Source organism: Mesorhizobium sp. M0771 (assembly GCF_040320155.1).
Taxonomy (GTDB): domain Bacteria; phylum Pseudomonadota; class Alphaproteobacteria; order Rhizobiales; family Rhizobiaceae; genus Mesorhizobium.
The window spans coordinates 31,339-48,416 of record NZ_JAMYPC010000009.1; the positions used below are offsets into that span (position 1 = coordinate 31,339).

Sequence of the window (17,078 nt, forward strand, 5' to 3'; positions counted from 1 at the left end):
GGCCACCTCAATAGGGATCGACGGCATCGCGCAGGCCGTCGCCCAGCGCGTTGAAGGCAAAGACGGTGATCAGCACGAAGCCGACCGGCGACAGGATCCACGGATAGGTGCCGATGACCGAATAGGTAGCCGTGTCCTGCAGCATCAGCCCCCATGAGATCAGCGGCGGTTTCACGGCGAAGCCGAGGAAGCCGAGAAAGGCTTCGAGCAGTACCACCGTCGGGATCGCGATCGTCACGGCGACGATGACGTGGCTCATCACATTGGGGAAAATGTGCTGCATGATGATACGCATGTCGGTGGCGCCAACCGCCATGGCAGCGCGCACATAGTCGATCCGCGCCAGCGCCAGCGTCTTGCCGCGCACCTCGCGCGACATCTGCGCCCAGCCCAGCGCCGACATGACGATGATGACGAAGGCGAGGAAGACGTTGGTCGGCGCGGTCACCGGGATCAGCGTCGTCAGCGCAAGATAGAGCGGCAATTGCGGGAAGGCGAGCACCAGCTCGACAAAGCGCTGCATCCAGACGTCGAAGCGGCCGCCGAAATAGCCCGAGACCATGCCGACCGTGGTGCCGATGACGGTGATGATGAACACCACCGTCAGCGCGATCATCAGCGAGACGCGCGAGCCCTGGATGGCGCGCGACAACACATCGCGGCCGAATTTGTCGGTGCCGAGAAAATGCACCGGCTGGCCGTCGGCCGAAGCGAAGAAATGCCGGTTGGCGGGGATCAGGCCAAGCAGCCGGTAGTCGGCGCCCTTGACGAAGAAGCCGAGCAGGCGCGGATGCTCGTAATCCGGCCCGACGACCGGCTGGAAGGTGACCGGGTCGAGGTCTGCAGAATCCGCCAGCGCATAGACCCGCGGCTGGAGCACGAAATTCCCGTCTCTGTCGTGAAAACTCATCACTTGCGGCGGGGCGAAAGCGACATCGGTCACCTTGGGGTCCATCGGCGCGAAGAAATCGGCGAACAGCGCCATCAGCACCAGAAGCACGACCAGGATCAGCCCGGCCATGCCGGTCCAGGAGCGCCTCAGCCGGCGCCAGACCAGCGCCATATAGCTCTCATTGCCGCGTGGGGTCGCAATCGCGGTTGCTTCAGCCGGGGGCGGCGGCGGGGATGGGTCGCGCGCCAGCATCTAGCTCTCCCTGAACTGGCGTACGCGCGGATCGAGCAGCGCGAGCAGCATGTCGGCGATGATGTTGCCGACGATCAGCGTTGCCGACAGCACCATCATGAAGGTCGCCGTGACATAAACGTCGCCGACCGCCATCGAGCCGACGATGGCGGGCCCGACCGTCGGCAGCGCAAAGATGATCGCCGTCTCGATCTCGCCGGTCAGCATGTAGGGCAGCACCACGCCCTGATACATGATGAGCGGGTGCAGTGCGTTGGGCACGGCATGGCGCATGACGACGGCGCTGCCGGTCAGGCCCTTGGCCTTGGCCGTCTCGACATATTGCGCGTTCAGCGTATCGAGCAGATTGCCGCGCATGACGCGCATATTGTAGGCGAGCCCGCCGAAGGTGGCGATCGCCACCACCGGCCAGACATGCTTGACGAGGTCGGCGAATTTCGCCCACGACCACGGCGCGCCGCCATATTGCGGCGAGAAGAAGCTGCCGATCTCCGACACGTTGAACTGGAAGACCAGGAGATAGACGATGATCAGCGCCATCAGGAAGCGCGGCACCGTCATGCCGAGGAAGGAGATGGCCGACAGCACCGAGTCGATCCATGTGTATTGCCTGGTCGCCGCCCAGATGCCGAAGGTGATGCCGAGCACCGACGCCAGCAGATGGCAGACCAATGCCAGCAGCAGCGTGCGCGGCAGCCGCTCGCCGACCACTGCGGCGACCGGCTTGTTGTAATAGAGGCTGTAGCCGAAATCGCCGCGGGTGATGATGCCGGCGACCCAGTTCAGGTACTGGACGGGCAGCGGTTTATCGAGGCCGTGCTCGACCCGATAGGCCTGCGCCTGCGCGTCGGCTTCGGCAAAAGACGCCCCGCCCTGGTTGATGAGCTGCGAACGGATATAGTCGGCATAGTCGCCCGGCGGCGCCTGGATGATGGCAAAGGTGACCAGGCTCAGGATGACCATGACCGGCACCGCCGATGCTATGCGCATGGCCAGGAATCGCAGCATCGGACCGTTTCTCCTCCTTGGATCTAATCTGTTGCCGCTGACCTTACTCCGTCCCGGCCGCGCGCGCAGCGCGGCCGGGCGTCAGCCAGGGGAGGAAACTCAGTTCGTCGGACCCTTGTCGCCGGGCTTGCCGGGAAGCTGGTCGGGAAAGAGTTCGTATTTCTGCTGCTTGTCGGCGGCGACGAAGACGCGTTCGCGCACGATCGAATCCTCGGCCCAGTTGAACATGAAGATCGGCGTTCCCTGCGGGATGTTGGAGAAGCGCTTGTTGATGATCAGGGCGCCGGGATATTCGGTCAGTCCGATATTGTAGACATGCTCCGTCGAGATCTTCTGGAACGTCTTCATCAGGCTGGCGCGCTCGTCATTGTCTGACGAGGAGACGAACTTGTTGACGATGTCGACAAGCTCCTTTTCGAACGGCATCAGGTCGACCACGCCGCTTTCGGGCGCGCGGTGATCCCAGCTGGTCTTGGGTCCGACGGGCGCGAGTTGCACGGTATTCTGCACGACGGAAGTCAGCTCCTGCTCGTTGCGCCTGATCAGCCAGTCGAAGCGGCCGGAATATTGCGAGGCATCACGCTGGGTGCCGTTGAGGCCGTTGAGCACGACCCTGATGCCAAGCTTTTCCATCTGGCCGACGACGCCTTCGGCGAGGCTCTTGTCTGTGCCGTAGTCATTGTTGACCAGCATCACGATCTCGACATTCTTGCCGCCGGCGGTCCCGGCCGGGAAGTTCACGAAGCCGTCGCCATCCGTATCCTTGAGACCAGCCTTGGCCAGTTCCGCCTTGGCGCCCTCGATGTCGAAGGGATAGTAGACGGTCGAGTTGCGGTCATAGAAGCTGGTGCCCGAGGAAAAGCCACCGGGGTAGATGGCGGTGAACGGCCCCTTGACCAGCGAGTCGCCGAGCGCCTTGCGGTCGAGCGCCATGGTGATGCCCTTGCGGAAGTCCTCATTGCGATTGAGCTCGCGGATCGCCTGGCCGCGTTCGTCGGGATTGCCCCAGCCATTGGCGGAAAAGTTCATGCGCAGATTGTAGCCGATCAGGCGCGGGCCAAAGGCGAGCCGGGCCGGCGCGTCCTTGTCCGCCGCTCGCTTCAGCGAAGCGACGAAATTCTCCGGCTGCTCGAGGTTGGAGAAGTCGGCGGCCCCTGCCACCGCCTGCACGTCGCGGTCGGCCCAGGTCGACAGCTTGTAGTGCAGTTCGTTGAGATAGGGCAGCTGGTTGCCCTTCTCGTCGACCTTCCAGTAGTAGGGATTGCGGCGCAAGACGATGATGTCGTCGGGCCTATACTCCACCGGCACCCAGGCACCCATCACCGGAATGTTCATATATTCCGGCGGGAACGCGTTCTTGAACTGCTCGTAGGTATTCTTCGAGTACTTCGGATGCTGCGGCTTCAGGATATGCGCCGGGCCGGGGCAGAAGGTGCCGTAGGCCATGGCGTAGAGATACTGTTTGGGGAAAGCGTCCTTGAAGGTCCACTCGACGGTGTAGTCGTCGACCTTCTTCAGCGTCGTGCCGACACCGAAGGTTTCCGCTGTGGCGCCGTTCAACGGCGAGACATTGGGGTCGACGACCTCATCGTCCCAGTAGAACATGACATCGTCGGCATTGAAGGCAACGCCGTCAGACCATTTGGCGCCTTCGACCAGGTGCATGGTCAGCGTGTGGCCATCCTTCGACCAGTCCCAGCTCCTGGCGAGGTTGGGCAGCGGCTCGGTGTCCTTGGCCTCGACCTGGAACAAAGGCGCGGTGCGCGTCAGGCATTCCGAAAGGCCGATGTCGATGCCGCCCCATCCTTGGGTCTGGCCGGCGCCATAATTCCAGCCTTCCGGCCGGCCGCCAATGACGTGGCGCATGGTGTCGCCATAAACGCCGATGCCGTCCGGCATGTTGCCGGTCTTGAACACCAGCGGCTCCTTCGGCAGGCGATCCTTGACCGGCGGCAGCTTGCCAGTCTTGACGTATTTCTCGGTGACCCACTCGGGCTCGTGATATTCGGGCAGCGCCTTGAACTCCAGGATGGAATCGCGGGCGACGTATTTGATTTTGCCCTCGGCGGGAAACGCCGCCGGCGCCGGCGGCGTGGTCGGCTCGGACGCGTATGCACTGCCAAGCGCCAATGCCGAGACGCTCAGCGCCAGCCCGGCGAGAATGCCAATTCTTCGCCCGGCGAGAATGCCAATTCCACGAAAGTTCCTCATTGTGTTCCTCCCAGATGTTTCGACGTCTGCTGCTGCCCGCATCTATTCATGACGGCTGATTGGCGAACCGGCCTCCCGCTGTCCGCCTGCCAGCATTCTCAGCCGGCCTGTTTCAGGGCCGTTTTTTCGGCGCGCAGTTCCTCGATCGAGCGCACTTTGCGCCGCGCCGCACCCGCCCAGTCGCGGGTTTTCACCATCGATTTCGAAAGCCGCTCCTTGGCGGCCGGCACGGCATCGGCGTATTGCGGTAGCCAACGCGCCTGGGCGACGACCATCTCGTCGACCATCTGCCAGACCTCTTCCGGCGTCGACACCGCACCCACCAGCGGATCGTGCAGCACCGCGAGCTTGAGCAGGTCAATGTCGCCCGTAACAGCCGCATGCACCGACATCCGCTGAACGTTGATCGAAGCCATGCAGGTGGCCGCGCAGGCTTCCGGCAGCGTGATGCCTGACGCCATGTTGATGCCGAAGCGATCGACGAAACCGGGCGATTCGATGATCGCGTCCTGCGGCAGATTGGTGATGATGCCGGTGTTCTTGACGTTGAAGTGGCCGCGATAGACGCGGTTCGTCTCCAGCGCTTCGAGAATATGGCTGGCATGCTCGTTCGAGCGCTTCGATACGTCGAGCGGCTTCGACGCCGCTTCGAGGAATTGCGGATATTCCGTCTCGAACCAGTTGCGGGTTTCCGTGGAGTAGCGAAGATAGCCGCCGGTCTCGCCATGGATCCAATCGGACATGTCGATCCAGCGGGTGATTTCGTCCGGCCGCTTGCGATACCAGGGCAGATATTCGGAGAGATGACCGTTGCTTTCGGTGGAGTAGACGCCGAAGCGCTTCAGCACGTCGATGCGCAGCTTTTCCTGCTGCGAATAGACCGGATGCGCCTCGAAGGCAGCCACCAGTTCGTCCTTGCCGATCTTGCGGCCGTTGAGCCGCAAATCGATGAACCAGGTTTGGTGGTTGATACCGGAGCAGACATAATCGAGTTCGCTGTGCGACTTGGCGCCGAGCACTTCGGCGATCTGTTCGGCGCCGTGCTGGACACCGTGGCAGAGGCCGACCGTATCGACCTTGCCATATTCGATCGCCGCCCAGGTGTTCATCGCCATCGGGTTGGCATAGTTGAGGAATTTGGCGCCTGGCTCGGCGACCTCCAATATATCCTTGCAGAAGTCGAGGATGACCGGGATGTTGCGCTGGCCGTAGAGGATGCCCCCGGCGCAAATCGTGTCACCGACGCACTGGTCGATGCCGTATTTCAAGGGAATGCGGATATCGTCGGCATAGGCTTCGAGCCCGCCCACCCGCACGCAGCTGATGACGTAGCGCGCGCCTTCCAGCGCCTTGCGGCGGTCGGTCGTCGCCGTCACCCTGGTCGGCAGCTTGTTGGCCTCGACGATGCGGTCGAGGATCGCCTTGATCATTTGCAGATTGTGTTCGCTGAGATCGGTCAGCGCGAATTCGATGTCGCTGAATTCCGGGACGCACAAAATATCGGTGAACAGCTTCTTGGTGAAGCCGACGCTGCCGGCGCCGATAATAGCGATTTTGAAACTCATCACCTCACCTCGATGCATTCGAATGCCGGGTAAGGAGCAACAGAAAGGGAATGGCGGCTCGCCTCGGCGCGCATCCCATTCGAGCCGGAATTCCGGCTCGTTCTCCTCCCCGCCCGCTCCTCGACCGCGGGTCTTTCGCGTTCTCAGGATTTGGATTATGCCGTTATTCCAGGGCGCGGCCAGAGAACGATTATGCTTTCGAGGGTAATTTTGTGCTGCATGATCTGATCGCCAACGGACAGTTGATGCGCACCATCTCGCTGCCGCGCGGCCGCCAACGCCTGCATGCCATGCCAACCAGCACCGGCTATGAAGTACGCGAGGGCGTGACCTATGACTGGGATGGGCGCAAGCGCGGCCAGACACCGTTCACCGTGCTGCAGCACACGATCAGCGGCACCGGCCAGCTGCGCTACGAGAACCGCAACTACCGCCTGCAGGCCAACGACACGCTGCTGGTGCTGGTGCCGCACAACCATCGCTACTGGCTGGAGAAGGGCGACCGCTGGGAATATTTCTGGATCTCGATGAATGGCGAGGAGGCGCTGCGCGTCCACAAATCCATACTCAGCGTCTCCGGCCCGGTGTTTCGGCTGCAGCCGGAGACGATCGATCATCTCGCCGATTGCAGCCTGCGCCTGATCAAGGGCGGCGCTTCGCCTGGCGCTGCTTCGGCAATCGCCTATGAGGCGGCGATGGCGCTTTACGACGATGTCTTCGGCTCGCACGCCTTCACTGAGAAACAGAGCGTCATGCAGCCGGTCATCGATCATATCAACGCCAATCTCGACAAGCCCTTGCCCGTGGCCGAGCTCGTCCAGATCAGCGGCCTTAGCCGCGCCCATTTCTCGCGCTGCTTCGCCGAGAGCGAAGGCGTTCCGCCGGCCGAGTTCGTGCTGCAGCAGCGGCTGCAGCGGGCGGCGAAGCTGCTAACCAAAGCCGATTTCCTGCCAGTCAAGGAGGTCGCCATCCTGTGCGGCTTCGAGGACGCCAACTATTTCTCGAAAGTCTTCCGCCGGCTCTACGGCATCAACCCGACGCAGTTCCGCACCACCGGCATGTATGCCAGCCTGGGCAGCCTTCAGTAGAGCATGATCTCGAAAAGTGGATACCGGTTTCCGGAAGAGATCATGCTCGGAAAACAGGCCGGATGGCCGCCATCACCCGATGCGATTGCCACTTGCGGGATCGAACAGATGCAGCGCCGCCGGATCGGCAGACAGTCTTACCGTGTCGCCCGGCCGGATAGTGCTGCGTCCCATGACGAAGACACAAACCAGCTGGTTGGCGAGCCGGACATAGAACTGCGTCGACAGGCCGAGCGGCTCGACCACCTCGACCTCTGCCTTGAGCGGACCATCGTCGGCAAGCTGGATGTGCTCCGGCCGTAGCCCGACAGTAAGCACATCGCCATCCTTCAACGGCAAGCCATCAGGCAACCGCAGCTTCTGGCCGTCGGCCAGCACCGCGTCCACCTTGCCGCCCTTGGCCACTGTCGCCGGAAAGAAATTCATGCCGGGCGAGCCGATGAAGCCGGCCACAAAAGTATTGATCGGCCGATCGTAGAGTTCGAGCGGATGGCCGACCTGCTGCACATAGCCGTCATGCATGACGACGATGCGGTCGGCCATAGTCATGGCTTCGATCTGGTCGTGGGTGACATAGACCGATGTGGTCTTGAGCTGCTGGTGCAGCGCCTTGATCTCGGCGCGCATATGCACGCGCAATTTGGCGTCGAGATTGCTGAGCGGCTCGTCGAACAGAAACACTTTGGGATCGCGCACGATGGCGCGGCCCATGGCGACGCGCTGGCGCTGGCCGCCGGACAGTTGCCTGGGCAGACGGCCGAGGAAACTGTCGAGGCCGAGGCGCTTGGCCGCCGCCCCTACCCTGCCGTCGATCGTCGTCTTCTCCGCCTTCTTCAAAAGCAGGCTGAAACCCATATTCGACGACACATCCATGTGCGGATAGAGCGCGTAGGACTGGAACACCATGGCAATATCGCGGTCCTTCGGCGCGACATCGTTGACCAGCCGATCGCCGATATGGATCTCGCCGCCCGACACCTCCTCCAGCCCGGCAATCATGCGCAAAAGGGTCGACTTGCCGCAGCCGGACGGGCCGACCAGCACGACGAACTCGCCATCGGCGATCTCGAGGTCGACGCCGTGCAGGATGCGCAGCGAACCGTAATCCTTCTCGACGTTTTGCAGCGTGACGGAAGCCATCGATTATCCTTTGACCGCGCCGGCGGTGAGGCCGGTGACGAGATAGCGTTGCAGGAAGGCGAAGAAGATGCAGACCGGGATCAGCGCCAGGATCGACGCCGCCATCATCTGCCCCCAATCCACGGCGAACTTGCCGATATAGGTGAGCAGGCCGACGGCAAAGGTCTTCTGGTCGTCGCTGGAGATCAGCATCAGCGCGAACAGCAATTCGCTCCAGGCGGCGGTGAAGACGAAGCCGAGCGTGGCGCCCATGCCGGGCAAGGTCAGCGGCACGATCACCTTGCGCATCGCCTGCGCCCGCGTGCAGCCGTCGATCATCGCCGCTTCCTCCAGATCCTTCGGAATGCCGTCGAAGAAGGACTGCATTAGAAAGGTGGCGAAGGCGGTGTTGAAGGCGGTGTAGATGATGATCAGACCAACCAGACTGTTGGTCAGGCCAAGCTCGCCCATGACGCGGTAGATCGGCGGAATGACCATCACCAGCGGGAAGGTTTGCGTCAGCAAAAGCATGATCGCCAGCGTTGCCTTGCCGCGAAAGGTGAAGCGCGACATGGCGTAGCCGGCGAGCGTGGCGATGACTGTCACCAGGGCCGCCGTCGACACCGAGACGATAACGCTGTTGAGGAAATAGCGGGGGAAGTCAGAGGCTTCCAGGACAGTGATGAAGTTGCGGAAGGTGGTCTGCGACGGCCACAGCGTGATGCCCTCGGAATAGAGCAGCCGCTCCGGCGTTACCGAAATCTTCAGCGTCCAGAAGATCGGAAACAGCGCAAAGATCATATAGGCGGCAATCGCCGCGTAGAGGCCGATGCCGCTGAAGATGCGCGAGGAGGTGGAGCGTCCGGCAATCATCAGACGTGCCTCACCAGCAAGCGGCGGATGGCGATCAGCGCGATCGCATAGGCGATGAGCAGTACCAGTAGCAGCACCGCCACCGCGGAGGCATAGCCCTTGTCCAGCGACTTGAAGGCGCTGACATAGATGTAGACCGGCACCGTGCTGGTCGAGCCGGCCGGCCCGCCCTCGGTCATGACGAAGATCAGATCGGCGAAGGTCGCGATCCAGATCGTACGCAGCATGACGGTGATGACGATGGTCGGCGCCAGGAACGGCAGCGTCACCTTGGTGAAGCGCTGCCAAGGCGAAGCGCCGTCGATTGCGGCCGCCTCATGCAGTTCCGACGGGATCGACTTCAGCGCCGCCAGCAGCGTGATGGCGAAGAACGGAATGCCGAACCAGATGTTGGCGATGATCGGCCCCCACATGGCGGTCGCCGGATCGGACAGCACATTGGTCGGCTCGGCCTTCAGCCCGAGCGTGAAGAGCCAATGCGGCAGTGGTCCGATGATCGGATTGAACAGCCACGCCCAGGTCAGGCCCGACAGGAAAGATGGCACCGCCCAGGGCAGGAACACCACCGCCTGCACGAACTTGCGCCCGACAAACGGTTTGTCGAGCAGCAACGCCAGACCCAGGCCGAGGAAGAACTGGAAGAACAGGCTGGCGACGGTCCACCAGAGCGTGTTGACCAGCGCCTGCCCCAGCACCTGGTCGGTCAGCATCGCCTGGTACTGGCCTAGACCGACATATTCGGATTTGAAGGCGGAGAACTTCCGGAACGAATAGCTGATGCCGATGATCAGCGGCACCAGCAGCACCACGGCCAGCAGAACGATCGCCGGGCTGAGATAAAGCCAGGGCTCGATGGCCGCATGCGTCAGCCGCTTCTTTCGCGGCCGGCCTGCGGATCGTATTTCGGACACGGCATAGGTCATTAGCGCTCAACAGTCATGGGTGGGTGCCGACAGCGGCAACAGCACCCTTCTCCCCGTTCACGGGGAGAAGATGCCGGCAGGCAGATGAGGGGCGGCGCCAGCCTTGGGGTGCTCGCGCTGCCCCTCATCCGGGCCTGTCTGTGCATGTCGTTGTCCCAAAACCGCTACGCACTTTTGGGCGACATGCATTCGGGCCACCTTCTCCCCGTAAACGGGAGAAGGAAGAAGAACTACTTCTTGTTCTTGGCCAGCCAGTCCTGCTGCTCCTTGGTCAGGAACGCGGCCCATTGATCGGCGACGTCCTTGGCCGACTTCTGGCCGAGCAGCACTTCCTGGAAATTCTTGATCGCCACCTGGTCGACGAAATTGCCGAGGTTCTCCAGATGTGTCGGCGGCGTCACCATTTCATATTTGGAAGTGTCGCTGAGTTCGGTGAACCAGCCCTTGAACTGCTCGGTCTTGAAGTGGGCATCCTGGTCGGCGCCATTGTGGATCGGCACGACGCCGACTTCCTTGGCCCATTCCAGATTGTCCTTGGGGGACAACAGCGTCGCCATCAGCTTCCAGGCATCGTCCTTGTGCTGCGAGTTGGCAAACATCGCCCAGCCGGCATAGCCCAGCGTCGGGTAGGATTTGCCGCTCGGTCCGACCGGCAGCGGCGCCACGGCAAAATCGTCGGCGCTCATTTTGTCGGCAATGCCGATCAGCGCATCCGGATCCTGGTTGAGCATCGCGCAGGTGCCGGAATAGAAGCCGGTGACGGTTTCGTTGAAGCCCCAGCTCACCGCATCCTTGGGCGCCAGCCCGTCCTTGTACATGTCGGCCAGCATCTGCAGGCCCTTGACCGAGCCCTCCTCGTTGATGGTCGAGGTGCCGTCCTCGTTGAAGTAGCCGCCCTTGCCGGCGGCGATGTTCATGAACATGTGCATGCCGTTGAAGGCGCCGGGGCCGCCGCGCAGGCAATAGCCATACTTGCCCGGAATGGCCGAGATCTTCTTGGAGTCGGCGATGAAGTCGTCGAGCGTCGCCGGCGGGCCGTCGAGACCGGCTTCCTTGAACAGCTTCTTGTTCCAGAACAGCGCATTCACATAGTAGCCGTATGGGATCATGAATTGGGTATTGTTGACGGTCGAGCCGAACTGCTTGGCCCGATCGCCGAGTGTCTTGGCGTCGTCCCACTTGGCCATGAACGGCCCGAGATCCTCGAGCTGGCCGTTGGTGGCGTAGAGGCCCATCCAGCGCTCCGGCATCTCGACGATGTCGGGCGTATCGCCCGCCTGCACCATGGTCAGGAATTTCTCGAAGGCCTGACCCCAGGGCAGCGAGACCACCTCGACCTTGACGCCGGCATTGGCGGCCTCGAACTCGGCGATCTGCTTCTTCAGGAATTCGGTGCGCTGCGGGCTGGTGATGACCTCGACCAGCTTGAGCGTGGTATCGGCCAGCGCGCTGCTGGCGGAGATCGCCAGGCCGGCAGCGGTGGCAAGCATGATGCTCAGTCTTTTCATGTTCAGAACTCCCATTTTGAACCCAGTCATTTTTTTGCTTTGTCGAAGGCCTGGCCGATGTCGGCCCAAAGGTCCTCGACGCTTTCCAATCCGACATTGAGGCGGATGGTTCGGGGGCTGACGCCGAAGCGCGCCATCGAATTGAGACCCGGCGTCTGCTCGAGCGAGGCCTTTGCCGGCACGACCAGGCTTTCATGCCCGCCCCAGCTGACGCCGATGCGGAAGAATTTGAGCGCATCGACGAAAGCGGGAATGTCGACGTCCTCCGTCACCTCGAAGGAGAACAGCCCGGCATAGCCGGCAAGTGTCTTCTTGCCGGGATGATTGGAATAGGCGGGATGATTGACCCGCTCGACCTTGTCATGCGCCTTCAAGCGCTCGGCGATGATGAGCCCGCTCTTCATGTGATGCGGCAGTCTCAGCGGCAGCGTGCGCAGGCCGCGCAACAGCAGCCAGCCCTCGAAGGGCGACAGCTTTGCGCCAAGCTGCGAGTAGGTCTGGTCGTTGATGTGCTTGATATGGGCGGCCGAGCCCGCCACCACACCGGCGACGGTATCGCTGTGGCCGCCGAGATATTTCGAGGCCGAGTGCAGCACCAGATCGACGCCGTGCAGGATCGGCTTCTGGAACACCGGCGTCGCCCAGGAATTGTCGATTGTGGTGACGATGCCCTGCTCTTTCGCCAGCCGCGTCAGATGTTCGAGATCCTGCAGCTCGAACATCATCGAGGTCGGGCTTTCCAGGTAGAGCAGTTTCGCACCGGGAAGTGCCGAGGCCACCGCATCCGGATCGGAGCCGTCGACATAGTCGACCTTGATATGCAGGCGCGGAAACAGCCGCTCGAACAGTCGGTAGGCGTCGCCATAGCAATTGCGCACCGCAAGGATGCGTTCGCCTGCGCCGACGAAAGCCAGCAACGTCGCGCTGATCGCAGCCATGCCGCTCGAAAAACCACGTGCGGCTTCAGCACCTTCAAGCGCTGCGACGCGCGACTCGAATTCCATCACCGTCGGATTGTCGCCGCGCGAATAGATCGGCTGTTTCCTGCGCCCGGCAAAGGTGTCGGCCATGTCGGCATAGCTGGCGAAGGTAAACAGGGAGGTCTGGTAGATCGGCGGCACCACCGCATTGCCGGGGAACGGGTCGTCATGCGCCAGAAGCGTCGCCGCCTCGGCGAGATAGTCGCTGCCGGAAATGCCTGGGTCGAAGCTGTGCTCGTTCATGTGCGGACCGAAAGTTTGAGGTTGGCGGCGCCGCGCTTCAAATCGTCCTCGACCGTGGCGATCAGCTTCAGCGCTTCGGCCCGGGCGCCTTCCGGATCGTGCGCGGCGATGCAGTCGAACATGGTGCGGTGGTAAGGAAAGCTTGCGTGGCCGAAATCGCGCACGCCGAGCGGATGTTCCCAGAAGCGGTGGAACAGTTCGTGCATGGCGGCGATAATCTGCTCGAACAGCGGATTGCCGCAGGCGCGGTAGATCGCCTGATGGAATTCCCAGTCCTCTTCCGACGACATGCCGGCGCGGCTGAGAAACTCTTCCTCCATGATGTCGAGCTTGCGCTCGATCTCGGCGAGGTCGTCCTTGTCGGCACGAATGGCGCAAAGGGCGGCGGCTTCCGCTTCCAGCGCGCGGCGGATTTCCAGCGTGCGCATCAGGCCGGTGAAATCATTGCCGCCGGCAAGCGTCAGCGGCATGTGCAGCATGTCGAGCGAGACGGCGGCCTTGAGATAGGTGCCCGAGCCCTGCCGGCGCTCGACCAGGCCAAGCCCTTCCCAGCGCGTCAGCGCCTCGCGCACCGTGTTGCGGCTGACCTTCAGACGCTCAGCGAGGATGCGTTCGGTCGGCAGCCTCTCACCGGGTTCCAGCTTCTCGCGCATGACGAAGCCGGCCAACGCCTTCAGCACCGCGTCGTCGCGGGCCGTCGTCTGGATCGGCGGAAGGCTGAATTCGGTCACCGGGGCTATTACCGAAGTGGTTCAATGGTCCAACCAATTTCTGCACAGACGAAGGGACCTGTCAACAGTGGAAACGCAGCAAGGCCGAAGGGCCAGGGGATGCACCTTCGGCCTTGCTGCTTCAGCCGTGGATGCGCGCCGGCGCAGCGGCGGCGCGAGCCTCGCGCCAGCGAGCGAAGATTGCCTCGCGAACCCGCCTCGAACCAGAGAGGCGCTTTTTTGCCTGCGCCAGCACCGCAGGGGACGCCTCGGCGGGCGTGCCGGACCGGAAGGGAGGAGCCGGGGCGTATTCGAGCGAGAGCTGCACGATCTCGGCCTCCTCCTGTCCAAGCAGCCTCGCAACCAGCGCCAGGCCGAAGTCGATCCCCGAAGTGACGCCGCCGGCGGTAATGAGCTTGCCGTCTTCGACGATACGCTCGTCGACCGGGATCGCTCCGAACTCCTCAAGGAAATCATGCGCATACCAGTGCGTGGTCGCGCGCTTGCCCCTCAGCAGTCCGGCCGCCCCAAGCACCAGGGCACCGCTGCAAACGGAGGTGATGTAGCGCACCTGCCCCGCGCGCTCCCACACGAAATCGAGGACTGTCTGGTCCTCCAGCAGCGCGTTGACCCCGCCCCCGCCAGGAATGCACAGCACGTCGAGGGGCCGGCAATCGTCAAAGGTCGCGGTTGGCGTCAGCGAGAGGCGCGTCGATGACGTCACCGGGTTGCGATCCTTCCAGATCAGTTCCACCTCGGCATCCTTGGCCGATGCCAGGACTTCGTATGGGCCGGTGAGGTCGAGTTGTTGGACGTCGGGGAATACGAGGATGCCGAAACGAAGGGGCATGGAAATCTCCGTGGGTTGACTTCCGGCAATCTACGGCATCATGGTTTGGCACGATTGCCATTCATCCCTCGCTTCGGGCCAAACCAATGCGCCGTATCGAAGTACTTGCCTATCCCGACATCCAGCTCCTCGACGTCAGCGGACCGCTGCAGGTCTTTGCCAGCGCCAATGATTTCAAAAGGCAGGCCGGCGAACCGGCTCCTTACGAGGTCGTGGTCGTCGCCGCCTCACCGCGCATCCGGACATCGGCCGGTCTCGTGCTGGAGGCAGCAGTGCTGCCGGCGAACGGAGGTAAGATCGACACGCTGGTCGTGCCCGGCGGATGGGGCGTCAACGCGGCCTGCGACGATCCCGTGCTGATCCAGTGGATCGCCAGCCGCTCGCGCGATGCCACGCGAACCGCTTCCGTCTGCAGCGGCGCCATGCTGCTGGCGACGGCTGGCCTGCTCGACGGGCGTCGCGCGGTGACCCATTGGGGACGCTGCGCGGAGTTCGCCCGCCGCTTTCCCGCGGTCCGCCTCGAACCTGACCCGATCTTCATTCGTGACGGCAATGTCTGGACATCAGCTGGTGTAACGGCGGGGATCGATCTCGCCCTCTCCCTCGTCGAGGCCGACCTTGGCCGGCACACGGCGCTTGCCGTGGCGCGCGAATTGGTGGTCTTCCTGAAACGTCCCGGTGGCCAGGCGCAATTCAGCCAGACCCTCAAGCTGCAGCAAGGCGACGGACGCTTCGACCGGCTGCATGGCTGGATCCTCGAAAATCTGGCCGGTGACCTGTCGCTCACGCAGTTGGCCGACCACGCCAATATGAGCCCGCGCAGCTTCTCGCGGCGCTATCGCGAGGCCACCGGCCGGACACCTGCACGCGCGATCGAGGAGATCCGGATCGAGGCGGCGCGGCGGATGCTGGAGCGGGGCCAGCCCGTCAACCAGACGGCCCGCCGCTGCGGTTTCGGCTCGGAAGAAACCATGCGGCGCGGCTTTCTGCGCGTGCTGGGCACCAACCCGCGCGCCTATCGCGAGCGTTTCTGATCGCTACGGCTTGCGCCATTAAGCCGGCGGTCGACGCCGTAGAAATAGAGCCTCTCCAGCGTTCAGGCGGGATGCTGTAGCTGGCTGAGCCCGCCATCGACGACGAGGGTCGCCGCGTTCATGAACGGGCACTCCTCAGAAATCATGAACACAGCGGCCAGCGCGATCTCGCGCGCCGAGGCGATGCGGCCGCCGGGATGCAGCGCCAGCGTCCTGGCGCGCGCCGCAACCGAATCGGCAAAACTGTTCCAATAGTCGGTCGCCTTCTGCGTCTCGACATAACCGGGCGCCAGCGCGTTCACGCGCACGCCCTGCCCGGCATATTCCAGCGCCAGCGATTTGGTCAGCCCAAGCAGCGCGTGCTTGGCCACGGGATAAGGGAAGGTATGAGGGATGATGGTGAAGCTGTGCGTCGAGGCGATGTTGAGGATCGCGCCACCGCCATTTGCGATCATTCCTGGCAGCACCGCCTTGCTGCAATTCCAGGCGCCCTTGACGTTGACGTCGAAATTGCGATTCCACTCCTCCTCGGTCGCCTCGAGCGGCGTCGAGAACACATTCATCCCCGCATTGTTGATCAGCGCGTTGATCGGCCCGATCGCGTCGGTCGCCCGGCTGACGGCAGCGGCAATCGCGGCCCCGTCGCTGATGTCGGCTGCGGTATGTCCGACATGGCCCTGCGGTGCGGCAAGGCCGGCGACCGTTTTGTCCAGCAGCGCGCCGTCGCGATCGACCAGGAACAGTTTTGCCCCTTCGGCCAGGCAGGCCTCGGCGATGGCGAGCCCGATGCCTTGCGCGGCGCCGGTGAGGAAGATGCGTTTGCCGGACAGGCGCTCAGCCATGGCTGTCACTCCACTGGAAGACGGATCAGCGCCGGCCCAGTGCCGACGAACGCAGATTGTCGAGCAAAACGGCAAGCAGCAGGATCACGCCGCGCACAATGTATTGGTAGAAGGCTGGGATGTTGAGCAGGTTCATGGCGTTTTCGGCGATGCCCATGATCAGCACGCCGACGATGACGCCCGACATGGTGGCGCGGCCGCCGGCAAGCGAGACGCCGCCGAGCACGCAGGCCGAGATGACCGAGAGTTCAAGCCCCACCGCCGCATTGGGCTGGCCCGACGTGATGCGCGAGGCCAAAAGGATGCCGGCGATGCCGCAAACCACGCCTTGCAGCGCAAAGATCCAGATGCGCGTCCAGTCGACATTGACGCCGGCCAGGCGCGAAGCCTCCGGGTTACCGCCGATGGCCAGCGTGTTCTTGCCGAACACGGTACGATTGAGGACAAAACCGAAGATGCAGAACAGCACGGCCAGGACCCAGACCGGCGTCGGAATGCCGAACAGCTTCGACAGCGCCAGTTGGTAGAAATCCGGGCTGTTGATGCCGACGGCGCGGCCATCGGATGCGATCAGCGCAAGGCCGCGCACGATCTGCATGGTAGCAAGCGTCGTGATCAGCGCGTTGATGCGGAACTTGGCGATGACGACGCCGTTGATGAAGCCGACGAAGGCGCCGCAGGCGATTGCCGCAAGAAGCCCGAGGATGATCGATCCGGTATAGTTCGACGCCATCACCGCGACCATGCCGGCGAAAGCAACGATCGAACCGACCGAGAGGTCGAAGTCGCGCGCGGCGAGGCAGAACATCATCGTGCAGGCGACGATGCCGACGGTGACCACCGATTGCAGCAGGCCGAGCATGTTGCGGTCGGTCAGAAAATTCGGCACCAGCAGCGACACCAGCGCGAAGGCGACGATGAAGATCACGACGAGGCCCTGTTCGCCGAGCAGGATCTTCTTCAACTGATCGGTCATGGCA

15 protein-coding genes are annotated in these 17,078 nt (G+C 62.9%); 2 read left to right on the plus strand and 13 right to left on the minus strand.

Annotated elements, in window-relative coordinates; translation table 11 throughout:
• Positions 1-7: 7 nt before the first annotated feature.
• The 4 genes from NKI05_RS15675 to NKI05_RS15690 form a co-directional block, all read right to left on the minus strand.
• On the minus strand, positions 8-1,144 hold the full coding sequence (locus NKI05_RS15675) for an ABC transporter permease (RefSeq protein WP_023687914.1): 1,137 nt from the start codon (positions 1,142-1,144) through the stop codon (positions 8-10).
• On the minus strand, positions 1,145-2,152 hold the full coding sequence (locus NKI05_RS15680) for an ABC transporter permease (protein WP_023668135.1): 1,008 nt from the start codon (positions 2,150-2,152) through the stop codon (positions 1,145-1,147). It abuts the gene before it with no gap.
• A 99-nt stretch (positions 2,153-2,251) separates the two neighbouring features.
• Positions 2,252-4,363 (minus strand): ABC transporter substrate-binding protein, encoded by a 2,112-nt coding sequence (locus NKI05_RS15685; RefSeq protein WP_023725460.1) that lies wholly within the window; start codon positions 4,361-4,363, stop codon positions 2,252-2,254.
• 98 nt (positions 4,364-4,461) lie between these two features.
• Entirely contained in the window at positions 4,462-5,928 is a 1,467-nt protein-coding gene (locus NKI05_RS15690; protein WP_023687911.1) for an alpha-glucosidase/alpha-galactosidase, read from the minus strand.
• 245 nt (positions 5,929-6,173) lie between these two features.
• Between NKI05_RS15690 and NKI05_RS15695 the strand changes: the two genes are divergently transcribed.
• Positions 6,174-7,016: an AraC family transcriptional regulator gene (locus tag NKI05_RS15695; protein ID WP_081727386.1), complete on the plus strand. Its 843-nt coding sequence runs from the start codon at positions 6,174-6,176 to the stop codon at positions 7,014-7,016.
• Between the two features lie 72 nt (positions 7,017-7,088).
• Here NKI05_RS15695 and NKI05_RS15700 read toward each other — a convergent pair whose 3' ends face one another.
• The 7 genes from NKI05_RS15700 to NKI05_RS15730 all read right to left on the minus strand — a co-directional run bounded on the left by NKI05_RS15700 (position 7,089) and on the right by NKI05_RS15730 (position 14,222).
• On the minus strand, positions 7,089-8,156 hold the full coding sequence (locus tag NKI05_RS15700) for an ABC transporter ATP-binding protein (protein WP_023685295.1): 1,068 nt from the start codon (positions 8,154-8,156) through the stop codon (positions 7,089-7,091).
• 3 nt (positions 8,157-8,159) lie between these two features.
• Positions 8,160-9,008 (minus strand): carbohydrate ABC transporter permease, encoded by an 849-nt coding sequence (locus NKI05_RS15705; RefSeq protein ID WP_023668128.1) that lies wholly within the window; start codon positions 9,006-9,008, stop codon positions 8,160-8,162.
• Positions 9,008-9,931, minus strand: a complete 924-nt coding sequence (locus NKI05_RS15710) for a carbohydrate ABC transporter permease (RefSeq protein WP_023815852.1) — start codon at positions 9,929-9,931, stop codon at positions 9,008-9,010. The genes NKI05_RS15705 and NKI05_RS15710 overlap by 1 nt, the downstream gene beginning before the upstream one ends.
• Positions 9,932-10,161: 230 nt before the next feature.
• Complete coding sequence (locus NKI05_RS15715; RefSeq protein ID WP_023815853.1) at positions 10,162-11,439, minus strand: ABC transporter substrate-binding protein; 1,278 nt, start codon at positions 11,437-11,439, stop codon at positions 10,162-10,164.
• Between the two features lie 26 nt (positions 11,440-11,465).
• Positions 11,466-12,662, minus strand: coding sequence for a PLP-dependent transferase (locus NKI05_RS15720; protein WP_023815854.1), 1,197 nt, complete (start codon positions 12,660-12,662; stop codon positions 11,466-11,468).
• Entirely contained in the window at positions 12,659-13,393 is a 735-nt protein-coding gene (locus NKI05_RS15725) for a FadR/GntR family transcriptional regulator (RefSeq protein WP_023668124.1), read from the minus strand. Before NKI05_RS15725 ends, NKI05_RS15720 begins: the two co-directional genes overlap by 4 nt.
• A 121-nt stretch (positions 13,394-13,514) precedes the next feature.
• The gene (locus NKI05_RS15730) at positions 13,515-14,222 is read right to left on the minus strand and encodes a DJ-1/PfpI family protein (protein WP_023691357.1); all 708 of its coding nucleotides are present in this window, start codon (positions 14,220-14,222) and stop codon (positions 13,515-13,517) included.
• An 86-nt stretch (positions 14,223-14,308) separates the two neighbouring features.
• On the opposite strand from NKI05_RS15730, the gene NKI05_RS15735 reads away from it, so the two are divergent.
• On the plus strand, positions 14,309-15,256 hold the full coding sequence (locus NKI05_RS15735; RefSeq protein WP_023712134.1) for a GlxA family transcriptional regulator: 948 nt from the start codon (positions 14,309-14,311) through the stop codon (positions 15,254-15,256).
• Positions 15,257-15,318: 62 nt separating this feature from the next.
• Here the strand turns inward: NKI05_RS15735 and NKI05_RS15740 are convergent, their stop codons facing one another.
• Both NKI05_RS15740 and araH read right to left on the minus strand, forming a co-directional pair.
• Complete coding sequence (locus NKI05_RS15740; RefSeq protein ID WP_023815855.1) at positions 15,319-16,098, minus strand: SDR family oxidoreductase; 780 nt, start codon at positions 16,096-16,098, stop codon at positions 15,319-15,321.
• A 25-nt stretch (positions 16,099-16,123) separates the two neighbouring features.
• Positions 16,124-17,074 (minus strand): L-arabinose ABC transporter permease AraH, encoded by a 951-nt coding sequence (araH, locus tag NKI05_RS15745; RefSeq protein WP_023815856.1) that lies wholly within the window; start codon positions 17,072-17,074, stop codon positions 16,124-16,126.
• Positions 17,075-17,078 lie beyond the last annotated feature (4 nt).

Excerpts from the sequence above, each read along its gene's own strand:
- NKI05_RS15675 (WP_023687914.1), bottom strand. The coding sequence starts at position 1,144 with ATGCTGGCGCGCGACCCATCCCCGCCGCCGCCCCCGGCTGAAGCAACC.
- NKI05_RS15680 (WP_023668135.1), bottom strand. The coding sequence starts at position 2,152 with ATGCTGCGATTCCTGGCCATGCGCATAGCATCGGCGGTGCCGGTCATG.
- NKI05_RS15685 (WP_023725460.1), bottom strand. The coding sequence starts at position 4,363 with ATGAGGAACTTTCGTGGAATTGGCATTCTCGCCGGGCGAAGAATTGGC.
- NKI05_RS15690 (WP_023687911.1), bottom strand. The coding sequence starts at position 5,928 with ATGAGTTTCAAAATCGCTATTATCGGCGCCGGCAGCGTCGGCTTCACC.
- NKI05_RS15695 (WP_081727386.1), top strand. The coding sequence starts at position 6,174 with ATGCGCACCATCTCGCTGCCGCGCGGCCGCCAACGCCTGCATGCCATG.
- NKI05_RS15700 (WP_023685295.1), bottom strand. The coding sequence starts at position 8,156 with ATGGCTTCCGTCACGCTGCAAAACGTCGAGAAGGATTACGGTTCGCTG.
- NKI05_RS15705 (WP_023668128.1), bottom strand. The coding sequence starts at position 9,008 with ATGATTGCCGGACGCTCCACCTCCTCGCGCATCTTCAGCGGCATCGGC.
- NKI05_RS15710 (WP_023815852.1), bottom strand. The coding sequence starts at position 9,931 with ATGACCTATGCCGTGTCCGAAATACGATCCGCAGGCCGGCCGCGAAAG.
- NKI05_RS15715 (WP_023815853.1), bottom strand. The coding sequence starts at position 11,439 with ATGAAAAGACTGAGCATCATGCTTGCCACCGCTGCCGGCCTGGCGATC.
- NKI05_RS15720 (WP_023815854.1), bottom strand. The coding sequence starts at position 12,662 with ATGAACGAGCACAGCTTCGACCCAGGCATTTCCGGCAGCGACTATCTC.
- NKI05_RS15730 (WP_023691357.1), bottom strand. The coding sequence starts at position 14,222 with ATGCCCCTTCGTTTCGGCATCCTCGTATTCCCCGACGTCCAACAACTC.
- NKI05_RS15735 (WP_023712134.1), top strand. The coding sequence starts at position 14,309 with ATGCGCCGTATCGAAGTACTTGCCTATCCCGACATCCAGCTCCTCGAC.
- NKI05_RS15740 (WP_023815855.1), bottom strand. The coding sequence starts at position 16,098 with ATGGCTGAGCGCCTGTCCGGCAAACGCATCTTCCTCACCGGCGCCGCG.
- araH (WP_023815856.1), bottom strand. The coding sequence starts at position 17,074 with ATGACCGATCAGTTGAAGAAGATCCTGCTCGGCGAACAGGGCCTCGTC.